Here is a 22527-nt window from a genome sequence, read left to right as displayed (position 1 = left end):
TAAAATGAAAACACGATTATCAAACATATATATCAGATGTTTTACGGTAATATTGATTATACTGTATAGTACAATATGTGTCAAGGCGAGCGACAAAGCTCGTCCTGATAAAATGTTACTTGATCGAATTTTCAAATATGAAGGAAGCATTGATACTGTAAACATACCAAAGTACAGTGCCTATTCTTATACCAAATACTCACTGTTCGTAAAGAAACGTAATATAACTTTGCTTGCAGTTCCTACAATGTGGTCGGTTGCCCATGGAGGAAAGCGCAGATATCTAGGTGAAACTTATGAAAAAATAATTTTCAAAGGATTTAATAATTATAACGTAGAAAAGATTACTGAGTTGTCTACTATTCCACACAACAGGAATACGATGACCACCGTATTGAAGTATCTCACACCAGAAATATATAGTCCAACCATATTCAATGGAGATATATTGTCACCATTTAATTCTGCAAACAGAGTCTATTATAAATATCTTGTTACCTTTTTACTGAACGGCACTGCTAAAATAGACTTCAAGCCAAAGATGAACAACACCCAACTTATTAAGGGACAGGCTTTGGTTGATTATAATTCAGGAAAGATTATTAGTGCAAGCATGAAAGGGGAATATGATATGGTCAATTTCTCTCTCGATATTAACATGGGGGAAGATGGCATCAAATCGCTACTCCCTACCGATGTAAAGCTATTATGCAGATTCAGATTCTTTGGTAATGTAACCGAAGGACAATTCCAAGCTTTTTATGGTTTGCCTCAGTTGATATCAGATAGCATAAAAAACCAAAAGGATATTCTTGCACAGGTACGTCCTGTGCCGCTTACTTCTGAAGAATCGTTACTTTACAGGATTGATGAAGAAACAAATGCTAGGAAAGATTCTGTTGATTCCACTGACGTAAATAGGAATGAGAATAAAATAAAAAAGGTTCTTTGGGATATTGTTGGCGATAATGTTGTAAACAGAATAAAAAGTAATTTCGGCAAGAATAACGAAGGTTATCTTAAAATTAATCCTATCCTGAACCCTCTTTATATGGGATATGACCATAGGCGTGGATTCACTTATAAGGTTGATGTCAGACTTAACTACATGTTTACGCCTAACAGCTTGTTGTCAACACGTTTTAGAGCCGGTTATTCGTTTAAGCAAAAGCAATTGTACTATACCGTTCCAATTATTTTTTGGTATAACAAGAGAAAAAATGGCTTCTTGGAATTTGAATTCGGAAACGGCAACTGGATAAGCAATAGCAAAGTTCTTGATAAGGCGCAACAGGTATTAGGTGACTCCATCATAAATAATCATGCAAAAATGATTTATTTCAAGGATAGATACATCAAGTTTGTGAACAATTATGACTTTAATGACTACATAGGTTTACAGGCTGGAGTTATATTTCATAACAGATTGGCTGTTGATAAAGTTGGATACAAACTTGCAGGAATGCCAGAAGGATATATTTCTGTAGCTCCACTCGTAGAATTGCAATATCGCCCAATTGGTTGGAATGGTCCTAGTGTAGCTGTAGACTACGAACGTGGAATAAAGGGATTTCTTGGTGGCAACATCAATTACGAGAGAATGGAATTTGACACACAATGGAAGTTAAAATTAAAGCGACTTGAAACCCTGCAAATGAGATTAGGAAGTGGTTTCTATACTTTAAAAGGCGAACACACTTACTTCCTTGATTATAGTAATTTCAGAGAAAATCATATCCCTGGCGGTTGGAATGATGATTGGAGTGGAGAGTTTGAACTTCTTAACTCTAATAAATATAACGATTCAAAATGGTATGCGCGTGCAAACGTAACGTATGAAAATCAGTTGCTATTTTGTGCACACATTCCTGTGCTAGGGCATTTTATTGAAATGGAAAGAATTTATGCTAGTATTCTTGGTTCACAAGATTGCAAACCATATATAGAATTGGGATACGGGTTCACTACCCGACTCTTTTCAATGGGAGTATTTCTCAGCAATGATAGCGGTCAAGTAAAAGAGTTTGGGTGTAAATTCGGTTTTGAACTATTTAGACATTGGTAATGAAAAATTTAACAGTATATAGAGCCAGTGCAGGCTCAGGAAAAACTTTCACTTTAGCTTTAGAATACATCAAGTTATTAGTGGAAAATCCTCAATCATTTAGGCAGACTCTTGCTGTAACCTTTACAAACAAGGCTACAGAAGAGATGAAAATGCGAATTCTAAGTGATCTGTATGGCATTGCAAAAGGATTGAAGAACTCTGATACATTATTGGATAAAATAAAAGAGTCGTCTGCTTTCAGCGAACAGCAAATACGTGATCGTGCATGGCTTTCATTACAACTGCTAATACACAATTATAATTATTTCCGCGTGGAGACTATTGATGCATTCTTTCAGACTGTATTGAGAAATCTAGCAAAAGAACTTGATCTTTCTGCGAATCTTAAGATTGAACTTAATGATGCACAAGTAGAACAGCAAGCTGTTGACGAACTCATTGAGAGTCTTGATGAAACTTCGCTCCTACTATATTGGATACTTGATTATATTCATGAGAATATAGAAGATGACAAATCATGGAATGTGATTTCACAGATTAAGAATTTCGGTTTAAATATCTTCAAGGACTACTATAAGAAAAATCAGAAAGAACTTTCACAAATCCTTGACCAAAAAGATTTCTTTAAGAACTATAGTCAAAAATTGAGAAACATAAGAAGTAAAGCTAAAGCCCAGCTTGCTGAGGTTGCAGATAATTTCTTTGATACAATTGAGGCAAATGGTTATGGCGTTGATGACTTTTCACGTAAGTCTTCTGGGCCATGTGGATATTTCATTAAATTGAAAAGCGGTGATTTTGTTGACGATGAAAAGATATTTAATAAGACAGCACAAGAAGCAGCATTTATTCCCGAGAGATGGGTCGTTAAGAAATTAGCCAAACCGGGTGAACCTATTTATGATTTTGTATGCGATACATTGATGCAAATGCTTAATAATGCAGAGAACATCAGGATAAAGCAGGTAAAATTATATAAGAGTGCAGACCTTACATTGCGCCATCTCAGTCAGTTACGATTGTTGGGATGTATAGGTGACAAAGTAACTGAGTTAAACAATGAGGTGAATCGTTTTATGCTTAGTGATACACAGACATTGCTCAGTTCTATGATAGAAGATTCCGACTCACCATTTATATTTGAGAAGATTGGCACACAACTTCAAAATATAATGATTGATGAGTTTCAGGACACCAGTACCGTACAATGGGAAAACTTCAAGGTGTTATTAAAAGAAACGATGAGCCGTGAAGGTAAGAATCTTATTGTAGGAGACGTAAAGCAAAGTATTTACCGATGGCGTTCTGGAGATTGGAGACTTTTAAACGATATTGACAAACAATTCAGCGAGGGCGAAGTTTCAGAATGCAGTCTGGCGACCAATTACCGTTCATCAAAGAATATAGTAAGATTTAATAATGAATTTTTCAAATGTGCCAGCGAGATAGAATATAATGAGCTATCAGAAATAAATGGTCAAGAAGCTGAACAGATGAGAAAGGCTTATGCTGATGTAGAACAGCAAATTCCTGAAAATAAAGATAACGAAAATATCGGTAAGGTAGAAATAAAGTTGTTGCCTGATGAAGACTATACTGAAAGTATGCTTGCTCAGACGCTAGAAAAAGTGAAGGAACTGAAATCATTGGGTGTAGCAGATAAGGATATCGCTATTTTGGTTAGAACCAACCCACTGATAAGACAGATTGGTGACTATTTTATGCAAAATATGCCTGAAGTGCAATTGGTATCTGATGAGGCTTTTCATCTGGATGCATCTCAGGCTGTTAATATTATGGTCTATGCAATGAAAGTCTTGGCGATGCCAGATGATGAAATAGCATTAGCATCATTAGTTAAAGTATATATTAAGTCAATTAAAGGTAACACGTTAAAAGATAATGATATATTTCAAGGTTCTGAATATTCTGAATCTCTTTTACCAGAAGCATTCCTTAAGAATAAAGATGCTCTTTTAGGATTACCATTAATGGATTTGGCAGAGGCTCTGTTCTCAATTTTTGATTTAAATATTCTTGATAGTCAGAATGCATACATTTGTGCTTTCTACGACAAACTTAGCGAGTATATGCAGGACGGAATTCCCGACTTGAGGGATTTCATTGTTAAATGGGATGATAATATTCACAATTGCTCAATACAAAGTAGTGATGAAAATGGAATTAGACTGATTACAATTCATAAGAGTAAAGGATTGGAATTCAGATTTGTTATTATGCCGTTTTGCGATTGGAAACTTGAAAAAAACAATGTTATATGGTGCCAACCTAATGTTTCGCCATATAATGAACTACCTGTCGTTCCGGTTGATTTCAGTAAGAAACAGATGATGGGGTCTATTTATGAAGCTGACTATACACATGAGCACTTGCAGAATATGGTAGACAATCTAAACTTGCTTTATGTTGCATTGACAAGAGCAGAAATAGGGCTATACATATATGGCAAGCGTGATAAAAACGGCACAACCAGATCTGCTATAATAGAAGGATGTTTAGGTAGTGTTAGCAATATTCTTGGGGCTCAGGTTGTTGGTGATTACGCCGATTATCAACAAGCGATAGAGTTTGAATTTGGAGAATTGCCACAAGACTTGTCTGTAAAGGAAAAGGCAGATGACGGTAATATATTTAAAGGCGTTTCAACAAACGAAACACTAAGCATCAAAAATTATGAGAATAACGTGAAATTCCGTCAGAGTAATAAGAGTGATGAATTTGTTAAAGCCGGCATAGAAGATGAGCAAGCTATGCTGAAAAAAGAATTTATAAATGTCGGCAATGTCATGCATTCTATTCTTTCTGAAATAAAGACAGAAAAAGATATAGATTCTTCTTTAAGAAAGTTGGAAGAAGAAGGCGTAGTTTACGACAATAATATAACTTCAGATAAACTGCAGAAAATGCTTCGTGACAGCTTTAACAATGACTTAGTTAAAGAATGGTTTTCTGATAAATGGCAAGTATTTAATGAATGCGCTATATTAAAAGTAAATCCAGAAAATAACAAAGTTGAGACTAAGCGTCCAGATAGAGTTATGACTGATGGCAAAAAGATGATCGTCGTCGATTTTAAGTTTGCCGCACCTAGAGAAGAACATAAGGTTCAAGTCAAGGAATACATGCAACTATTACATGATATGGGATATTCTGATGTAAATGGTTACTTGTGGTATATTTACTCTAAAAATATAATTGAAATAAAATGAGAACATTTTTACACTTCGTTGCAGAAGACATCATAAAGAAATATGGAACCAACCTATCACGTATAGCTGTTGTGTTTCCAAACAAACGTGCTGCTTTATTTCTGAATGAGGAACTGGCTAGATTGGTTGACAAACCTATATGGAGTCCTACGTATATTACAATTAGTGATTTGTTCCGTAACCATTCAGATAAGACTGTTGGTGAACAGATAAAACTTATCTGTGATTTGCATAAGACATATAATGAATGCACTGGAATGAATGAGACCCTAGACATGTTCTATGGTTGGGGACAATTGATGTTGGCTGATTTTGATGATATTGATAAGAACATGGCAGATTCACAAAAAGTATTTGCCAATCTGAAAGATATCCACGAGTTTGATGATTTATCATATCTTACAGATTCACAGAAAGATATACTAAAACAGTTCTTTAGTAACTTTAGCGAAGAACAAGACTCAGAGATTAAGCGTAAGTTTTTAACTCTATGGAGTAATTTCGGCAATATATATAGCAGTTATAAAGAGCGACTTGCATCCCAAAACATCGCATACGAAGGCGCATTATATCGTGAAGTAGTTGAAACTGAAAATCTGGACTTCAAATATGATAATTATCTGTTTGTTGGTTTCAACATGATGCAGAAGGTTGAACAAGAAATGTGCAGTAGACTTATGAAGTTGGGACGTGCAAAATTCTATTGGGATTTTGATGACTATTTTATGAAATCACGTGGTATTGTCAATCACGAAGCTGGCACATATATTAGGCAATATCTAAAATACTTCCCTAACGAACTTGATATTTCCAATTCTGAGATATATCATAACTTGGACGGTAAAAAAGATATCAAATATCTTAGTGCTACTACTGAAAACATACAAGCTAGATATATATCAAAATGGTTGACTGATAACGACAGGTATAAAGATGGCAAACTAACAGCTATTGTTTTAGCTGACGAAAAACTATTACAGACAGTCATTCATTGTATTCCTTCTGAAGTGGAAAATGTTAATATCACAACAGGTTATCCGCTACAGCAATCGCCCGTATCTTCTTTTGTTAAGATGCTTATCTCGCTGAGAACAATGGGATATCGCTCTGACATTGGAAAATTCAGAATGAAATGGGTTGAAACTTTACTACGACATCCTTATATAAAATATGTGTCAGATAAGGCTCAAAACATATTGGATGATTACAAACAACTGCGCTCATTTTATCAGTCATCTACAGATCTGTCTAAGGATGAAGGACTTTCTTTGCTTTTCAAAGAGGATAATCTGAATATTCTTTCTCTGAATATCTGGTTAACCGAAGTGTTACAACTTGTCGGCAATAATTTCTCGCAAGAAAATGAATCTGATCCTTTAATGCAGGAATCACTGTTCAGAATGTATACATTGCTTAATAGATTGGGAGATTTGATAAAGTCTGGTGATCTTGAAGCAGATATAAAAACATATACCAAACTAATAAATCAACTTATATCAACAACAAGTATACCTTTCCATGGAGAACCGGTGGTGGGTATTCAGATTATGGGAGTACTTGAAACTCGTAATCTTGATTTTGACCATGTTTTGGTATTATCATGCAACGAGGGGAATATGCCTAAAGGCGTAAATGATTCCTCTTTTATCCCCTATTCTATCAGAAAAGCTTATGGACTTACAACCATAGATAACAAGGTAGCCATCTACTCATATTATTTTCATAGTCTGCTACAAAGGGCTACAGATATTACTTTGATGTATAATAAATCTACAAGTAATACCAATACGGGCGAAATGAGCAGATTTATGATGCAGCTTATGGTAGAAGGCAATCATAACATACAAAAGGTGAACGTTAATGCAAATCAAAATCCTCTGACACATATAAAAGAAGCTATTGTTAAAGACGAGAAAGTGATGACAATCATAAGATCTATCCAAAAGATGTCACCTACTGCCTTTTCTGTTTATTTGAGATGCCAGCTGCAATATTATTATAGATACATAGCAGGTATAAAGCAACCTGATAATGAAGATGATGAAATTGATAACCGCATATTCGGTAATATTTTTCATAAGGCTGCAGAATTGTTCTATCAGAAATATTTAAATGGTTCTATTGTTCATCAAAGTGATTTGGAGGACGATGTAAAGAATGAGGCGCTACTTAGTAGAATAATTGATGCCGCATTCAAGGAAGAACTCTTTAATATTCCTAAAAACACCAAAATAGATTATAACGGACTTCAAATAATCAACCGTCAAGTTATTCTTGATTATCTGAAACAGATGATTAGAATAGACATAAAATTAGCACCTTTCAGCATATTAGGATTGGAAAAAACAGTTAAAATGGATTTGACGGTAAGTGCTGACAATGAGCAAAAGACTATACAGTTGTATGGAAACATAGATAGAATTGATGAAATAGAAGAAGCAGGAAATAACAGGATAAGAATAATCGATTATAAAACAGGAAACAACAATAGAGCAATAGTAAACTCTATTGATGACATTTTTGATCCTTCAAAGATAAACAATCATACTAACTATTTCTTGCAGTCAATGCTATATGCATTGATAATAAGAGATGATAAGAACATTAATCCTGAAAATATAAAAGTAAGCCCTGCCCTGCTTTTTATTCAACATACTCTTGCAAAAGACTACGATCCAACATTACTTCTTAATAAAGAAAAAATTACAGATATAGCCCAATTTAAAGATGATTTTGTTGCCGGACTAAAACGATTGATAGAAGATATTCTAGATTCATCTAAACCATTTTTACCAACAGATGATAAGAGTCGATGTGAAACATGCATTTATAAATTAATATGTGGGTAATAGAATTGTAACATTCGTAAATATTTACATATATTCAACGCTGCAAAGAAATATTCAGCATACTTTTTGTTTGACTTGGATTGCTAAATGCATGAAAATTAAACACTTCTGAAAAAAAAGAGCGCAAGAATTCGCAAAAAAGTAGCAATAAATTTTTATATGAAACGAAAAACTTGTATATTTGCAAACCTGAAAAGGTAAAGCGTATAAAAATATACAACAAAATAATAATAAATACAGATATACAAATGACGAAATCGGATATCATTAACGAAATCACTTTGGCAACAGGCGTACAGAAAAAAGACGTAACAGCTGTTGTTGAAGGCTTCATGGAGACTATCAAGAACAGTTTACTTGAAAAAAAAGAAAATGTATACCTGCGTGGGTTCGGTAGTTTTGTCATCAAGCACAGAGCAGCCAAGACCGCTCGCAATATTTTAAAAAATACTACGATGACTATCGATGCTCACGATTTGCCAAGCTTTAAGCCAGCAAAGTCTTTTGTTGAGTTGATGAAGAATGAATAATTAAATCATTATATTTTAAAAAATTTAAAATTATGCCAAACGGAAAGAAGAAGAAGGGCCACAAGATGGCAACTCACAAGCGTAAGAAGAGATTACGTAAGAATAGACATAAGAGCAAGTAAGTGCTCGACAGCCTATTAGGACTTAGGGGCATGTCAATGCATCCACCAGGAAGCTGTGACATGCCCTCTTTGTATAACTTAAGAAAAGATTAACTGAAAAAAAATGACCAGCGAAGTTGTAATTGATGTTAGGGAAAAAGAGATTTCGATTGCTCTGCTGGAGGATAAAAGCCTTGTAGAGTACCAGAACGAGCCTAGACAGGCATCTTTTTCTGTAGGTAACATTTATGCTGCAAAAGTTAAGAAACTCATGCCGGGACTTAACGCTTGCTTTGTAGATGTAGGTTATGAACGCGACGCTTTTCTTCATTATCTTGACTTAGGTAGTCAATTTAACTCTTATTGTAAATACCTTAAACAGGTAGACAGTGACAGAAAAAAACTTTATCTATTTAACAAAGCATCAAAGCAACCTGATTTAAAAAAAGACGGTAGTATTCAACAGACATTAACTGTTGGCCAAGATGTTTTAGTGCAAATCGTAAAAGAACCTATTTCAACCAAAGGACCTAGACTCACAGGAGAACTGTCTTTTGCTGGAAGATTTTTAGTTCTTATTCCATTTGGAGATAAGGTTTCAGTATCGTCAAAAATCAAAAGCGGAGAAGAGCGTGCCAGATTAAAACAGCTCATCTACAGCATTAAACCTAAAAACTGCGGAGTTATCGTTAGAACCGTAGCTGAAGGTAAAAGGGTTGCAGAACTTGATACTGAACTGAAAGTACTTGCAAAGCGTTGGGAGGACGCTATTACAAAAGTTCAAAAAAATCAAAAGCGACCACAATTAGCATTTGAAGAAACAGGAAGAGCTATTGCGATGATACGCGATTTGTTTAATCCTAGTTTCGAAAATATTTATGTTAACGACGAAGATGTATATGAAGAGCTAAAACATTACGTAACCCTTATCTCACCTGATAAGGCTAGTATTGTTAAACTTTACACAGGTAAAGTTCCAATCTTCGACAACTTCAACGTTACAAAACAGATTAAGTCAAGCTTTGGTAAGACAATAAATTATAAGCATGGCGCTTATCTTATTATTGAGCATACTGAGGCATTGCATGTTGTAGATGTAAATAGTGGAAATCGTTCTAGATCCGAAAACGGACAGGAAGCGAATGCCTTGGATGTAAACCTTGGCGCAGCCGATGAACTAGCAAGACAATTGCGACTAAGAGACATGGGAGGAATCATAGTCGTTGATTTTATTGATATGAATTTGGCTGAAGATAGACAAATGCTTTATGAACGTATGTGTAAAAACATGCAGAAAGATAGAGCTAGACATAACATCCTTCCGCTAAGTAAATTTGGTTTGATGCAGATTACACGTCAACGAGTACGTCCGGCAATGGATGTTAATGTTGACGAGACTTGTCCTACATGTAATGGGTCAGGTAAAATAAAGTCAAGCATTTTGTTTACAGATCAACTAGAGAGAAAGATAGACAACCTAGTTAACAAGATTGGCGTCTCTAAATTCTATTTGCATGTTCATCCGTATGTTGCCGCATTTATTGACAAGGGATTTATCTCCCTGAAACGTAAATGGCAATTAAAATATGGATTTGGTGTGCATATCATTCCTTCTCAAAAACTGGCTTTCTTGCAATATGAATTCTATGATAGCAAGGGCGAGTTTATTGATATGAAAGAAGAAATAGAAACAAAATAAAAATAAGCGTTGCAGATTATCTGTGACGCTTATTTTTTTTGTATTATCAATATAAGTCTATCAAGTGTCTTTACTCTTTGAGTGTTGCCACTTCATAGTTAAAGAAATGAAGCAACTTGTGTAGATTGAAATTAACAACAAAATCTTGCGCTTCCCCTCCTCTCCTATTTGTTTTAGCCAATTGCTATCTTGATATTCAATCATCAAATTAATTTGGATAAATAAAAAGATACATTTACGCTTCGTTATTTTTTTATTTCATTTTAAATTATTTTAAAATTCATTTTGCGCTGATATCATTATGTTATACATTTGCAGAAAGAATTATAAACAAATTAAAATGGATACAAGAACAGAAACTATGCATCCCTGCTCAATAGCTTATATAAGAAGAACAGGAGCTTATGGTACCGAATGTAAAACAGTAATGGAACAATTGAAGTCGTGGGCAAGAAAAACAAATAATTTAAATGACGATTCAATTGTATTAGGCATAGCTCTTGATAATCCTGAAGTAACTTTACCAGAAAGTTGTCGTTATGATGCATGTTTAGTTGTTTCAAATACTTTTCATACAGATGATAACAATGTTCTTACACGTGAACTTAATGGTGGTATATATTGTGTATTTACTGTTGATCATACCACAGAATCCATACAACAGGCTTGGTCTACTATGTTTACCAATATATCAGCACTTGGATATACCATAGATTTTTCAAGACCTATCATTGAGCGATATGCTATGAAAATGATAAGAAAGCACTTATGCGAAATATGCGTGCCTATTAGATAGGCAAGCATAAAAGATTATCTGTGACGCTTATTTTTTACTTTATTAGCTTATATTCCGTAAAAGTGATAAAAATAAAGGGAATATATGCACCTTTAGTGCGGTTTAAACTTTATAATTTTGCACTTGTAAATAAATTAATATATATTGCAATATGAAAAAAGAAATTAAGCAGACTGCTGGACACGAACAACTTGGAAAATTTGCACCAGAGTTTGCTCATCTAAACGATGACATTCTTTTCGGGGAAGTTTGGAACCGACAAGATGAGATGTCACTTAGTGATCGCTCACTTACTACCGTTGTAGCATTAATGTCTCAAGGTCTAGTTGATTCGTCATTCAAATTTCATCTTATAAGTGCTAAAGCAAATGGTATTACAAAAAATGAGATAGTAGAGATTATTACTCATACGGCTTTCTATGCAGGATGGCCTAAAGCATGGGCTGCATTCAATATGGCCAAAGAAATCTGGGGAGAAGACTCACTACAATCACGCGAGGAGTTTGAGATGATGAGTGCCTATCCTATCGGAGAGCCAAACGATGCCTATGCTAAATATTTCATCGGACATAGTTACCTTGCATCTATGGATGCTGAAAATGGTGGTCCAGTGAATGTAACTTTCGAACCTTCTTGTCGCAACAATTGGCATATTCATCATGAGTCGACTCAAGTATTAATATGTGTAACGGGTCGTGGCTGGTATCAGGAATGGGACAAAGAACCTATTGAAATGCTCCCAGGTAAAGTTATTTCAATTCCGGCAGAGACAAAACACTGGCACGGAGCATCTAAGGATAGCTGGTTCCAACATCTAACTTATACAACAAATGTTGGTAAAGGTGCCAGTAATGAATGGTTAGAGCCTGTTGATGATTCATATTATTATAAACTAATCTAGTTTATAATGAATCTAGGCACTATGAAATTTCTAAAAAAGTGTCGATAGGCTGATTTAGCAAGTAGACACTTTTCAAGAATGTTGCTATGGAATAGCTATAAATTACCAAAGCGCATGCAACTAATTGTCTTTCAATATTTTGTTATGATACAGTAGCGACGTAACTTTATAAAAAATAAAAACTCTATGTAACATTAGCTTTAAGGATAATTTCGCTTAAAAATTTAATAATACGAATTATTTTGCTTACCTTTGCACCCGTATTATAAAAAGAGGAAAATAAGAAATGATAACAGTTACAAATCTTGCGATCCAATTCGGAAAGAGAGTGCTTTACAAGGACGTAAACATTAAGTTTACACGCGGTAATATTTATGGAGTTATCGGTGCCAACGGTGCTGGAAAATCCACATTGCTACGTGCAATAAGCGGTGACTTGGAACCAAACCACGGAACCGTAGAGTTAGGTCCGGGCGAGCGTTTGTCTGTATTGGAACAGGATCACTTCAAATACGATGAATTTCGTGTTATAGATACCGTACTAATGGGACATGAGCCTTTGTGGGATAACATGAACGAGCGTGATCGCTTGTATTCAAAGGCTGAGATGACAGAAGAAGACGGTAACCGTGCAGCTGAACTGGAGGAAAAATTCGCAGAAATGAATGGTTGGGAGGCTGAAAGTAATGCAGCACAACTATTGCAGAATCTTGGTATTCCTGATAAAATGCATCAGAAAATGATGTCTGAACTTAGCAATAATGAAAAGGTGCGCGTAATGCTTGCCAAGGCTTTGTTTGGAAAACCAGACAACCTCCTACTCGATGAGCCTACCAATGACTTGGACTTGGACACAGTAGAATGGCTTGAGGATTATCTTGGAGAGATAGATGAAAGTCAGACCGTGCTTGTTGTAAGTCACGACCGTCACTTTCTTGACTCTGTTTCAACTCAGACAATAGATATTGACTTTGGAAAGGTAACCGTATTCTCTGGTAACTACTCTTTCTGGTATGAAAGTTCACAGCTTGCATTGCGTCAGGCACAGAACCAGAAGATGAAGGCTGACGAAAAGCGTAAGCAGTTAGAAGAGTTCATCCGCAGATTCTCTGCCAATGTTGCAAAGAGCAAACAAACAACATCAAGAAAGAAAATGCTTGATAAGTTGAATGTTGATGAAATACGTCCATCAAGTCGTAAATATCCGGGAATTATCTTCCAGATGGAACGTGAACCAGGTAACCAGATATTGGAAGTAGAAAATCTTAAAGCTATTGAGCCAGACGGAACAGTCTTGTTTGAAGACATAAACTTCAATATTGAGAAGGGACAGAAAGTGGTATTCTTGAGTCACAACCATAAGGCAATGACAGCATTGTTTGATATTATAAATGGTAACCGCAAGGCTGACGCAGGCGAATATAAATGGGGCGTAACAATAACTACAGCCTATCTTCCACTTGACAATACAGATTTCTTCAATAGCGAAGAAACTCTTGTAGACTGGCTCGGCAAATATGGCACAGGCAATGAGGTTATGATGAAAGGATACCTTGGAAGAATGTTGTTCAGCGGCGAAGAAGTTCTCAAGAAGGTAAATGTTCTTTCAGGTGGTGAGAAAATGAGATGTATGATTGCAAGAATGCAGTTGCAAAACGCAAACTGTCTTATTCTTGATACTCCAACAAACCATTTGGACCTTGAAAGTATTCAGGCGTTCAACAACAACCTTGTACAATTCCAAGGTAACATATTATTCTCAAGTCATGACCACGAATTCATTGAGACCGTAGCTGATAGAATAATAGAACTGACACCAAACGGAACTATCGACAAATTGATGCCTTATGATGAGTTTATTCATGACGAAGGTATCAAAGAGCAAAGAATGAAAATGTATGGTATGCAATAAGAAAATTGCAGACATCAAATAAGATAAAGGTCTTCTCCCATTTAAAAATAGAGAAGACCTTTTCCTATGGCATGATTATTGCACATACCATATAAAAATTATTATTATTATGGCAAAACAAGAAAATAGCGTAAATACAGAGAATTTGGACAAAGAAACTCTTGACAGTAATACAGCTTGCAACACACAAACTGACAACGATACTGCCAAAGAGACTGACAAAAATGCAGATTGCGCAGAAGAGAATGACAAAAAAGAAGAAACAGAAACTGTTGAGGAAAAAGATCCTGTTGAACTTCTTAAAGAGGAAAACGCAAAACTTAAAGATCAGTTATTGCGCACTATTGCTGAATTTGATAACTTTAGAAAACGTACAGCAAAAGAAAAGTCTGAGCTGATACTTAATGGTGGTAAAAGAGTTATAAAAGAAATTCTTACAGTAGTTGACGATTTAGAGCGTGCTGCTATGGATAAGAGCGAAGATCCTACTGCCATAAAAGAAGGCGTAAAGATGATAGACAATAAATTCATTAAAACTCTTGAAAGTTTGGGCGTAAAGAAGATTGAAACAGAAGATGCTGATTTCAACACTGATTTTCATGAGGCTATTGCTATGGTTCCAGGAATGGGTGATGACAAGAAGGGAAAAGTCATTGACTGCGTTCAAAGTGGGTATACAATGAATGACGAAGTTATCAGACATGCTAAAGTAGCCGTAGGACAGTAACATATAAACAGAAATAATCAATGGCACAAAAAAGAGATTATTACGAAGTTCTTGGCGTTCAAAAAACTGCCACAGATGACGAAATAAAAAAGGCATACCGAAAGATTGCCATCAAATATCACCCAGATAGAAATCCGGGAAACAAAGAGGCTGAAGAGAAGTTCAAAGAGGCAGCTGAAGCTTATGATATACTTCATGACCAACAGAAGCGTTCTTCTTATGACCAATTCGGATTCGAAGGTCCACAAGGAGCCGGAGGATTTGGAGGAGGATTCAGTGGCGGAGGCATGGATATGGACGACATATTCTCTATGTTTGGTGATATATTCGGTGGACACAGTGGCGGATTCGGAGGCTTTGGTGGCTTTGGAGGAGGTCAACAAGGTCGCTCAAGACAATATCGTGGTAACGACCTGAGATTGAAAGTAACTCTTTCTCTTCAAGAAATAGCTACAGGCGTAACGAAGAAATTCAAGTTAAGAAAAGATGTAGAATGTAGTCATTGCCATGGTACAGGTGCAGAAAACGGAAGTTCAAGTGAAACTTGCAAGACTTGCGGTGGACATGGAGTTGTAATGAAAACCGTACGCACAATGCTGGGTATGATGCAGACACAAACTGAATGTCCTGAATGCCACGGAGAAGGTACAGTTATAAAAAATAAATGTAAAGAGTGTGGCGGTTCAGGTGTCGTAAAAGGAGAAGAAGTTGTTGAGATACAGATACCAGCAGGTGTAGCTCAAGGTATGGTAGTAAATGTACCAGGCAAGGGCAATGCTGGTCCTCATAACGGAGTAAACGGAAATATTCAGGTATATATAGAGGAACAAGATAACGATACATTTGTTCGCGATGATAAAGACCTAATATACAACTTATTGCTTGATTTTCCTACAGCTGCACTTGGAGGTGAAGTTGAAATTCCTACCATTCAAGGAACAAAGGTTAAAGTTAAGATAGACGCAGGCACACAACCAGGAAAGACCCTTAGATTAAGGGGAAAAGGTCTACCAGCCGTGCAAGGTTATGGCAGCGGTATGGGCGACTTGGTTGTCAATATAAGTGTATATGTTCCTAAGACTCTTGAAAAAGAAGAAAGAAAAGAAATAGAAAAATTCAAGGATAGTGATAACTTTAAGGGCGATGCTAACACAAAGCAAACCATCTTTCAAAAGTTTAAAAACTATTTCAATTGATTATGAACTATAAAGAAACTGTAAATTACCTATTTAATAGCACCCCTGTTTTTGAACATGTGGGTGCTTCTGCTTATAAGGAAGGTTTGCACAATACTATTGTGCTGGATGAACACTTCGGACATCCTCACAAGAAATTCAAAACTATTCATATTGCTGGAACTAACGGCAAAGGATCATGCTCGCATTCTTTAGCCGCAATGCTGCAATATAAGGGATATAAAGTTGGACTTTACACATCACCACATATTGTTGACTTTCGTGAGCGAATAAGGGTTAACGGAAAATGCGTCGACGAAGATTACGTGGTTGACTTTGTAGAAAAAGAACGTTCATTCTTCGAGCCCCTCCACCCTAGTTTCTTTGAACTTACTACAGCAATGGCATTCAAATACTTTGCCGATCAGCATATAGATATAGCAGTTATTGAAGTTGGATTAGGCGGAAGACTTGACTGTACCAATATCATCAATCCTCTATTATCAATAATTACAAACATAAGTTTAGACCATACACAGTTTCTTGGAAATACATTAGCAAAAATAGCAGGAGAAAAAGCTGGAATAATAAAACCAAATACTCCTGTTGTTGTTGGAGAGTATGTAACTGAGACACGCCCCGTATTTGAAAATAAGGCTACAGAAAACAATTCTCAGATAACTTTTGCACAAGAATCAAATGAGATTATATCAAGTGAAGCTGATGAATTGTGTGGAAGGAAATATGTCACTAAACATTTCGGAACTTTTCATAGCGAACTAGGCGGCGACTATCAAGTATGTAACATGAACACTATTCTTAATGCTGTTAATGTATTGAAAGATAATGGATTGGACATAACAGACTGCATTAAAGCTTTAGATAATGTTGTAGAATCAACAGGGCTTGTGGGTAGATGGATGGAGATAAACAGAAATCCATGTGCAATATGCGATACAGGTCACAACGTTGGTGGGTGGCAATATCTATCAAAACAGATTAAGGCACAAAAATGTAATCAACTAAGAATCGTATTTGGAATGGTTGATGATAAGGATATTGACAGCGTAATGAATATGCTGCCACAAAACGCCATATACTATTGGACTCAAACAAAAAATAAAAGAGCCATACCTGCTGAGACCGTTGCTAAAAAAGCACTTATGCACCATTTGAATGGCAATATATATAATAATGTAAAAGAGGCATATAAAAATGCACTGGCAGAATCAGGCAAAGATGACTTCATATTTGTTGGAGGATCAAGTTATATCGTTGCCGACCTGTTAAGTTAGCTTTAGACATTGCTTAAAAAACTTAATACGGATGAATTTTTTCGGTGTATAATTTGGGTTATTCATTTTTTTTCAGTTACTTTGCAATATAAATATTGTAACTAAAAACTTAAAACATATTATGAACTCAGATCCAAATGAAAACGTCTGTGGCTTAAAGCGTGAAAACTTTCAAGCCACAATCAATGGAAAGGAAACTGACTTGTTCATCCTAAAGAATGCTAATGGAAATGAAGTAGCCATAACAAATTATGGTGGTGCTATCGTTGCTATTATGGTTCCTGACAAGAATGGCAATCGTGCCAACGTAATTCAAGGACACGATAACATTCAGGATGTAATCAACTCTCCTGAACCCTATCTTAGTACTCTTATCGGAAGATACGGCAATCGTATTAACAAAGGAAAATTCCAGTTACATGGTAAAGATTACCAATTGGCAATCAATAATGGGCCAAACGCACTTCACGGAGGACCAACTGGTTTTCACGCAAGAGTTTGGGACGCACAGTTGATGAACGACCAGAGCCTTGTTCTGCACTATGTTAGTGCATATGGAGAAGAAGGCTTCTCTGGAGAACTAAAGACAACTGTTATCTATACATTTAATAATGATAACGAGTTGATCATTGAGTATTTAGCATGCACTAACAAAAAGACGATTATCAACCTAACAAATCATGGTTTCTTCTCTTTGGCAGGTATTGCTAACCCAACACCAACAATTGACAATCTTATTTGTGAAATCAATGCAGATTTTTATATACCTATTGACGATACCAGTATTCCAACTGGTGAGATTCTGAAGGTAGACAACACACCATTTGATTTCCGCACTCCAAAAGCCGTTGGTAAAGATATTGATGCTGACGATCAGCAAATCAAGAACGGCGCAGGATATGATCATTGCTTTGTACTTAACAAGAAAGAAGAAGATGAACTGAGTTTTGCAGCAAGAATTACAGAACCTGTAAGCAGCAGAACAATGGAAGTTTATACCACAGAACCTGGTGTTCAGGTATATTCAGACAACTGGGCTGACGGATACAAAGGACAAAACGGAGCAACTTTCCCTCGCAGAAGTGCTATATGCTTTGAGGCACAGCATTTCCCTGATAGTCCAAACAGACCTTACTTCCCATCGGTAATATTAAATCCCGGTGAACAGTACAAGCAAAAAACTATTTATAAATTTGGAGTAAAAAAATAATTATTGAAAATGGAAAATAACAATACACAACATGGGAATATCATTGCGATCATAACAATGATGTTCTTATTTGCAATGATCTCTTTCGTAACCAATCTAGCTGCACCAATAGGTGTGATATGGAAAAATGTATTCAGTGGCACAGGTAGTGCTAACATGATTGGTATGCTTGGTAATGCAATGAACTTCCTTGCATATTTATTCATGGGTATTCCTGCAGGAAAACTACTTACAAAGATTGGCTATAAGAAAACTGCACTTGCAGGTATCGCTACAGGTTTTGTTGGTGTTTTGATTCAGTTTGTTTCAGGAAAGTTTGGTGCTGACATTAGTGGTTTCGCTATATATCTATTCGGTGCATTCATCAGCGGTTTCGCTGTATGTATTTTGAATACCGTTGTAAACCCAATGCTTAACCTTCTTGGTGGTGGTGGTAACAGAGGTAACCAGCTTAATTTGATTGGTGGTACGCTTAACTCACTTTCAGGAACATTGACTCCTATGCTTGTAGGTGCATTGATTGGTACAGTAACTGCTAACACAAAGATGGCAGATATCAACTTTGTACTTTTCATTGCTTTGGGTGTATTTGCAATGGCATTTATCGTATTGTTGTTTATCCCTATTGCTGACCCTGAAATGGGTAAGACTACAAGTAACACTGTATTCGAGCATAGTCCTTGGGCTTTCCGTCACTTTGTTTTGGGTACAATCGCAATCTTCGTATATGTAGGTGTTGAAGTTGGCATCCCAGGAACATTAAATTTCTATATTTCAGATGCTTCTGCAAAGGGTGCTGGCTTGGTAGGTAACGCAGCTGCTGTTGGTGGTTTCGTTGCTGGTACATATTGGTTGTTGATGCTTGTTGGTCGTTTCATCGGAAGTTTTATCGGTGGAAGCGTATCAAGTAGAACTATGATGATTGGAACAACAACACTAGGTATGGTACTTATCATCGCAGCCATGGTTCTTGGCAAGACAACAACAGTATCAATGCCTGTATTCACAGGTTCTTCATTCACATTGGTAACCGTTCCTATTGCAGCATTATTGCTTGTTCTTTGTGGTCTATGTACTTCTATTATGTGGAGTAGTATTTTTAATCTTGCAACAGAAGGATTAGGTAAATATTCAGCAGCAGCATCAGGTATCTTCATGATGATGGTTGTTGGTGGAGGTCTCCTTCCTTTGGTTCAAAATTTCATCGCAGACCACTCTAACTATATGGTTTCATATATTGTTCCATTGTTGGCTATAGCGTTCATGTTATACTACGCAGTATTTGGAAGCAAGAATGTAAACAAGGATATTCCTATTGATTAAAACCCAAATAAATAAGCTCCAACCTGGATAAGGAAGGAGCTTTTTTATACATAATAAAAACATTTATAACTATCAAGACTATGGATATTGAAAAAGTAAGAAGCCGTTTCATTAAACATTTCGACGGAAAAACAGGTAACGTATATATGTCTCCTGGACGTATAAATTTGATTGGTGAACACACAGACTACAATGGTGGTTTTGTTTTCCCAGGTGCTGTAGATAAGGGTATTATGGCTGAAATTCGCCCTAATGATACCAACACTATACAACTATACTCTATCGACTTAAAAGACCGCGTGGAATTTGAGATTGATGACCCAGAAGGTCCTAAGGCTAGCTGGGCACGCTATGTATATGGTGTAGCCAAAGAAATGAAGGCTTTAGGAGTAGATGTAAAAGGATTTAATGCTGCATTCTATGGCGATGTTCCATTGGGAGCAGGTATGTCTTCAAGTGCTGCTTTAGAAAGTTGTTTTGCTTTTGCTATTAACGATTTGTTTGGTGACAATAAAGTTGCTAAATGGGATTTAGTTCTTGCAGGTCAGGCAACAGAACATAAATATATTGGTGTAAATTGTGGTATAATGGATCAGTTCGCAAGTGTGTTCGGTCAGGAAGGCAAATTGATGCGCCTTGATTGCCGCAGCCGCGAATTTGCTTATTTCCCATTTAATCCAGAAGGATATAAATTAGTTCTTATTAACTCAAAGGTTAAGCACGAACTAGCTGGTAGCCCATACAACGACCGTCGCAATAGTTGCGAGAATGTTGTTAAGCAGATTGCCGCAAAACATCCTGAAAATAAATATGAGACTCTTCGTGATTGCACATGGGAAGAACTAGAAGAAGTTAAGGCTATCGTTGGCGAAGAAGATTACAACAGAGCTCACTTTGTTCTTGGCGAGAAAGACCGTGTACTAGCTGTTTGCGACGCTTTGGAAAAAGGTGACTACGAGACAGTCGGCAAAAAAATGTTCGAAACCCACGAAGGACTAAGCAAAGAATATGAAGTTTCTTGCGAAGAGCTTGACTTCTTGAATTATATAGCACGCGTAAATGGCGTAACTGGTAGCCGTATCATGGGCGGTGGCTTTGGTGGATGTACTATCAACCTCGTAAAAGACGATATTTACGACAAATTTATTGCTGACGCAAAAGTTAAGTTTGCCGCTAAATACGGTCACGAGCCAGAGGTTTATCCTGTAGTTATTAGTCAGGGTTCACACAAGGTTTGCTAATATTCTGACATAGAATAGATAATACATATTCCCCATAATCAGCTGAGAAATACTGATTATGGGGATTTATTTTATAGGTTTACTCCACTTGTAAATTACGAAGTATTGTAAAGTATTTAGCGTTTATATGTTGATTGACATAAATCAATTGCTTAAAAGTGTTAATTTTACACTTTAGCCAAAAAAAAGAGTCCGCAAACGATACGACTTATTACAAAAAGTAGTAAATTTACACCCATAATATTAATTTACCTAATAATCACTCAGTTATGAGAACCCTAAAAGGAATTTTATTGGGAGCAGGAATGGCGAGCATTCTTCTCTCAGCTTGTAGCACAAACAATGGTGCACAAATGACAGTATCTGGTCTTAAACCTACTAACTTCGATTCAATTATCGGTGGAAAAAAGACAGAGTTGATTACAATCAAAAATCAATCTGGTATGGAAGTATGCCTAACCAACTATGGTGGTCGCGTTGTTTCTTTATCTGTACCGGACAAGAGCGGCAAGCCTACAGATGTCGTTCTAGGATATGACAATATCGCGCAATATGCAGATACTGCAAGAACTCCGTCAGATTACGGTTCTTCTGTTGGACGTTATGCTAACAGAATCAAGAACGCACAAATTGTTGTTGAAGGAAAGACATATAAATTGAGAGCTAACGACATGATGAATTGCCTTCATGGTGGTGGCAACACTGGTTGGTTGAATAAAATATATGATGTAAAATCAAAGAATGATTCATCTGTTGTGTTTGCAATTACTGCTAAAGACGGTGAAAACGGTTTCCCTGGAACGGTAAAAGCAACTGCTACATATACTGTAAAAAGCAATAACACACTTGATATTGTTTTCCAAGCTACTACAGACAAGGAAACAGTTATCAATATGACAAATCACTCTTACTTCAATTTGAATGGAGATCCTTCAAAGGCAGGTTACGATCAGGTGATGTACGTAAATGCAGACAAATTTACACCTAGCGATAGATTCTATATTCCAACAGGCGAAATAAAGGATGTAACAGGAACTCCTATGGATTTCCGCAAAGCAACTGCTATCGCAAATAAGTACGATCCATCTTACGACCAAATAAAGAATGCTACAGGTTATGATCATAACTGGTGTCTAAATACATTCAAGGATGGTAAGGGTAATGACAAGACTGTCGCTGCTAGTTTGTATTCTCCTAAGACGGGTATCTTCATGGAAGTATTTACAAATGAGCCTGGTATTCAAGTATATACAGGTAATTTTCAAGGAACAGGCATTAGCTGTAAGCATGGCATTAAGTATCCAAAGCATGTAAGCGTATGTTTTGAAAGTCAGAAATATCCTGATTCTCCAACTAAGTTTGCTGCAAAGACAAAGGGATGGGAAATATCTAATCCATATCTTAAACCAGGTGAGAAATATTACAGTCATCTTGCTTATAAATTCTCAGTAAAGAAGTAATTAAACTTAA

The 22527-nt window shown here is 36.3% G+C and carries 15 protein-coding genes; all 15 read left to right on the top strand.

The genetic code is table 11. The annotated features are described in order from the left end of the window. The first annotated feature begins 4 nt into the window (after window positions 1-4). The 15 genes from HEQ28_RS03165 (at window position 5) to HEQ28_RS03095 (ending at window position 22517) form a co-directional block, all read left to right on the top strand. Window positions 5-2065 carry a DUF5686 family protein gene (locus HEQ28_RS03165; protein WP_434503735.1) on the top strand — a complete coding sequence of 687 codons (2061 nt, stop codon included), beginning with the start codon at window positions 5-7 and terminating at the stop codon, window positions 2063-2065. Beyond that, entirely contained in the window at window positions 2065-5298 is a 3234-nt protein-coding gene (locus HEQ28_RS03160; RefSeq protein WP_434503734.1) for a UvrD-helicase domain-containing protein, read from the top strand. Before HEQ28_RS03165 ends, HEQ28_RS03160 begins: the two co-directional genes overlap by 1 nt. Then, entirely contained in the window at window positions 5295-8147 is a 2853-nt protein-coding gene (locus HEQ28_RS03155; RefSeq protein ID WP_434503733.1) for a PD-(D/E)XK nuclease family protein, read from the top strand. The genes HEQ28_RS03160 and HEQ28_RS03155 overlap by 4 nt, the downstream gene beginning before the upstream one ends. Before the next feature lie 248 nt (window positions 8148-8395). Further along, window positions 8396-8677, top strand: coding sequence for an HU family DNA-binding protein (locus tag HEQ28_RS03150; RefSeq protein ID WP_018464664.1), 282 nt, complete (start codon window positions 8396-8398; stop codon window positions 8675-8677). Window positions 8678-8902: 225 nt separating this feature from the next. Next, window positions 8903-10477: an Rne/Rng family ribonuclease gene (locus tag HEQ28_RS03145; protein ID WP_434503732.1), complete on the top strand. Its 1575-nt coding sequence runs from the start codon at window positions 8903-8905 to the stop codon at window positions 10475-10477. Between the two features lie 340 nt (window positions 10478-10817). Then, window positions 10818-11273, top strand: coding sequence for an AraC family transcriptional regulator (locus tag HEQ28_RS03140; RefSeq protein WP_434503731.1), 456 nt, complete (start codon window positions 10818-10820; stop codon window positions 11271-11273). A gap of 151 nt (window positions 11274-11424) precedes the next feature. Next, window positions 11425-12174 (top strand): carboxymuconolactone decarboxylase family protein, encoded by a 750-nt coding sequence (locus HEQ28_RS03135; protein WP_434503730.1) that lies wholly within the window; start codon window positions 11425-11427, stop codon window positions 12172-12174. A 286-nt stretch (window positions 12175-12460) separates the two neighbouring features. Continuing rightward, window positions 12461-14086, top strand: a complete 1626-nt coding sequence (locus HEQ28_RS03130; protein ID WP_434503729.1) for an ABC-F family ATP-binding cassette domain-containing protein — start codon at window positions 12461-12463, stop codon at window positions 14084-14086. Window positions 14087-14195: 109 nt separating this feature from the next. After that, window positions 14196-14813: a nucleotide exchange factor GrpE gene (locus HEQ28_RS03125; RefSeq protein WP_434503727.1), complete on the top strand. Its 618-nt coding sequence runs from the start codon at window positions 14196-14198 to the stop codon at window positions 14811-14813. A 20-nt stretch (window positions 14814-14833) separates the two neighbouring features. Further along, the gene (dnaJ, locus tag HEQ28_RS03120) at window positions 14834-16009 is read left to right on the top strand and encodes a molecular chaperone DnaJ (protein ID WP_434503726.1); all 1176 of its coding nucleotides are present in this window, start codon (window positions 14834-14836) and stop codon (window positions 16007-16009) included. A 2-nt stretch (window positions 16010-16011) separates the two neighbouring features. After that, window positions 16012-17283 (top strand): bifunctional folylpolyglutamate synthase/dihydrofolate synthase, encoded by a 1272-nt coding sequence (locus tag HEQ28_RS03115; RefSeq protein ID WP_434503725.1) that lies wholly within the window; start codon window positions 16012-16014, stop codon window positions 17281-17283. A gap of 121 nt (window positions 17284-17404) precedes the next feature. Next, entirely contained in the window at window positions 17405-18493 is a 1089-nt protein-coding gene (locus HEQ28_RS03110; protein ID WP_434503724.1) for an aldose epimerase family protein, read from the top strand. Window positions 18494-18502: 9 nt separating this feature from the next. Next, the gene (locus HEQ28_RS03105) at window positions 18503-19816 is read left to right on the top strand and encodes an MFS transporter (RefSeq protein WP_434503723.1); all 1314 of its coding nucleotides are present in this window, start codon (window positions 18503-18505) and stop codon (window positions 19814-19816) included. 80 nt (window positions 19817-19896) lie between these two features. Then, window positions 19897-21057, top strand: a complete 1161-nt coding sequence (gene galK / locus HEQ28_RS03100; RefSeq protein ID WP_434503722.1) for a galactokinase — start codon at window positions 19897-19899, stop codon at window positions 21055-21057. Between the two features lie 269 nt (window positions 21058-21326). Next, the gene (locus tag HEQ28_RS03095; RefSeq protein ID WP_434503721.1) at window positions 21327-22517 is read left to right on the top strand and encodes an aldose epimerase family protein; all 1191 of its coding nucleotides are present in this window, start codon (window positions 21327-21329) and stop codon (window positions 22515-22517) included. Window positions 22518-22527 lie beyond the last annotated feature (10 nt).

Origin of the sequence: Prevotella sp. (genome assembly GCF_051059605.1) — a bacterium.
Lineage (GTDB): Bacteria > Bacteroidota > Bacteroidia > Bacteroidales > Bacteroidaceae > Prevotella.
Note: the sequence above shows the minus strand (reverse complement) of the source record. Positions and strands in the feature narration are given on the sequence as shown.

Excerpts from the sequence above, each read along its gene's own strand:
- HEQ28_RS03165 (WP_434503735.1), top strand. The coding sequence starts at position 5 with ATGAAAACACGATTATCAAACATATATATCAGATGTTTTACGGTAATA.
- HEQ28_RS03160 (WP_434503734.1), top strand. The coding sequence starts at position 2,065 with ATGAAAAATTTAACAGTATATAGAGCCAGTGCAGGCTCAGGAAAAACT.
- HEQ28_RS03155 (WP_434503733.1), top strand. The coding sequence starts at position 5,295 with ATGAGAACATTTTTACACTTCGTTGCAGAAGACATCATAAAGAAATAT.
- HEQ28_RS03150 (WP_018464664.1), top strand. The coding sequence starts at position 8,396 with ATGACGAAATCGGATATCATTAACGAAATCACTTTGGCAACAGGCGTA.
- HEQ28_RS03145 (WP_434503732.1), top strand. The coding sequence starts at position 8,903 with ATGACCAGCGAAGTTGTAATTGATGTTAGGGAAAAAGAGATTTCGATT.
- HEQ28_RS03140 (WP_434503731.1), top strand. The coding sequence starts at position 10,818 with ATGGATACAAGAACAGAAACTATGCATCCCTGCTCAATAGCTTATATA.
- HEQ28_RS03135 (WP_434503730.1), top strand. The coding sequence starts at position 11,425 with ATGAAAAAAGAAATTAAGCAGACTGCTGGACACGAACAACTTGGAAAA.
- HEQ28_RS03130 (WP_434503729.1), top strand. The coding sequence starts at position 12,461 with ATGATAACAGTTACAAATCTTGCGATCCAATTCGGAAAGAGAGTGCTT.
- HEQ28_RS03125 (WP_434503727.1), top strand. The coding sequence starts at position 14,196 with ATGGCAAAACAAGAAAATAGCGTAAATACAGAGAATTTGGACAAAGAA.
- dnaJ (WP_434503726.1), top strand. The coding sequence starts at position 14,834 with ATGGCACAAAAAAGAGATTATTACGAAGTTCTTGGCGTTCAAAAAACT.
- HEQ28_RS03115 (WP_434503725.1), top strand. The coding sequence starts at position 16,012 with ATGAACTATAAAGAAACTGTAAATTACCTATTTAATAGCACCCCTGTT.
- HEQ28_RS03110 (WP_434503724.1), top strand. The coding sequence starts at position 17,405 with ATGAACTCAGATCCAAATGAAAACGTCTGTGGCTTAAAGCGTGAAAAC.
- HEQ28_RS03105 (WP_434503723.1), top strand. The coding sequence starts at position 18,503 with ATGGAAAATAACAATACACAACATGGGAATATCATTGCGATCATAACA.
- galK (WP_434503722.1), top strand. The coding sequence starts at position 19,897 with ATGGATATTGAAAAAGTAAGAAGCCGTTTCATTAAACATTTCGACGGA.
- HEQ28_RS03095 (WP_434503721.1), top strand. The coding sequence starts at position 21,327 with ATGAGAACCCTAAAAGGAATTTTATTGGGAGCAGGAATGGCGAGCATT.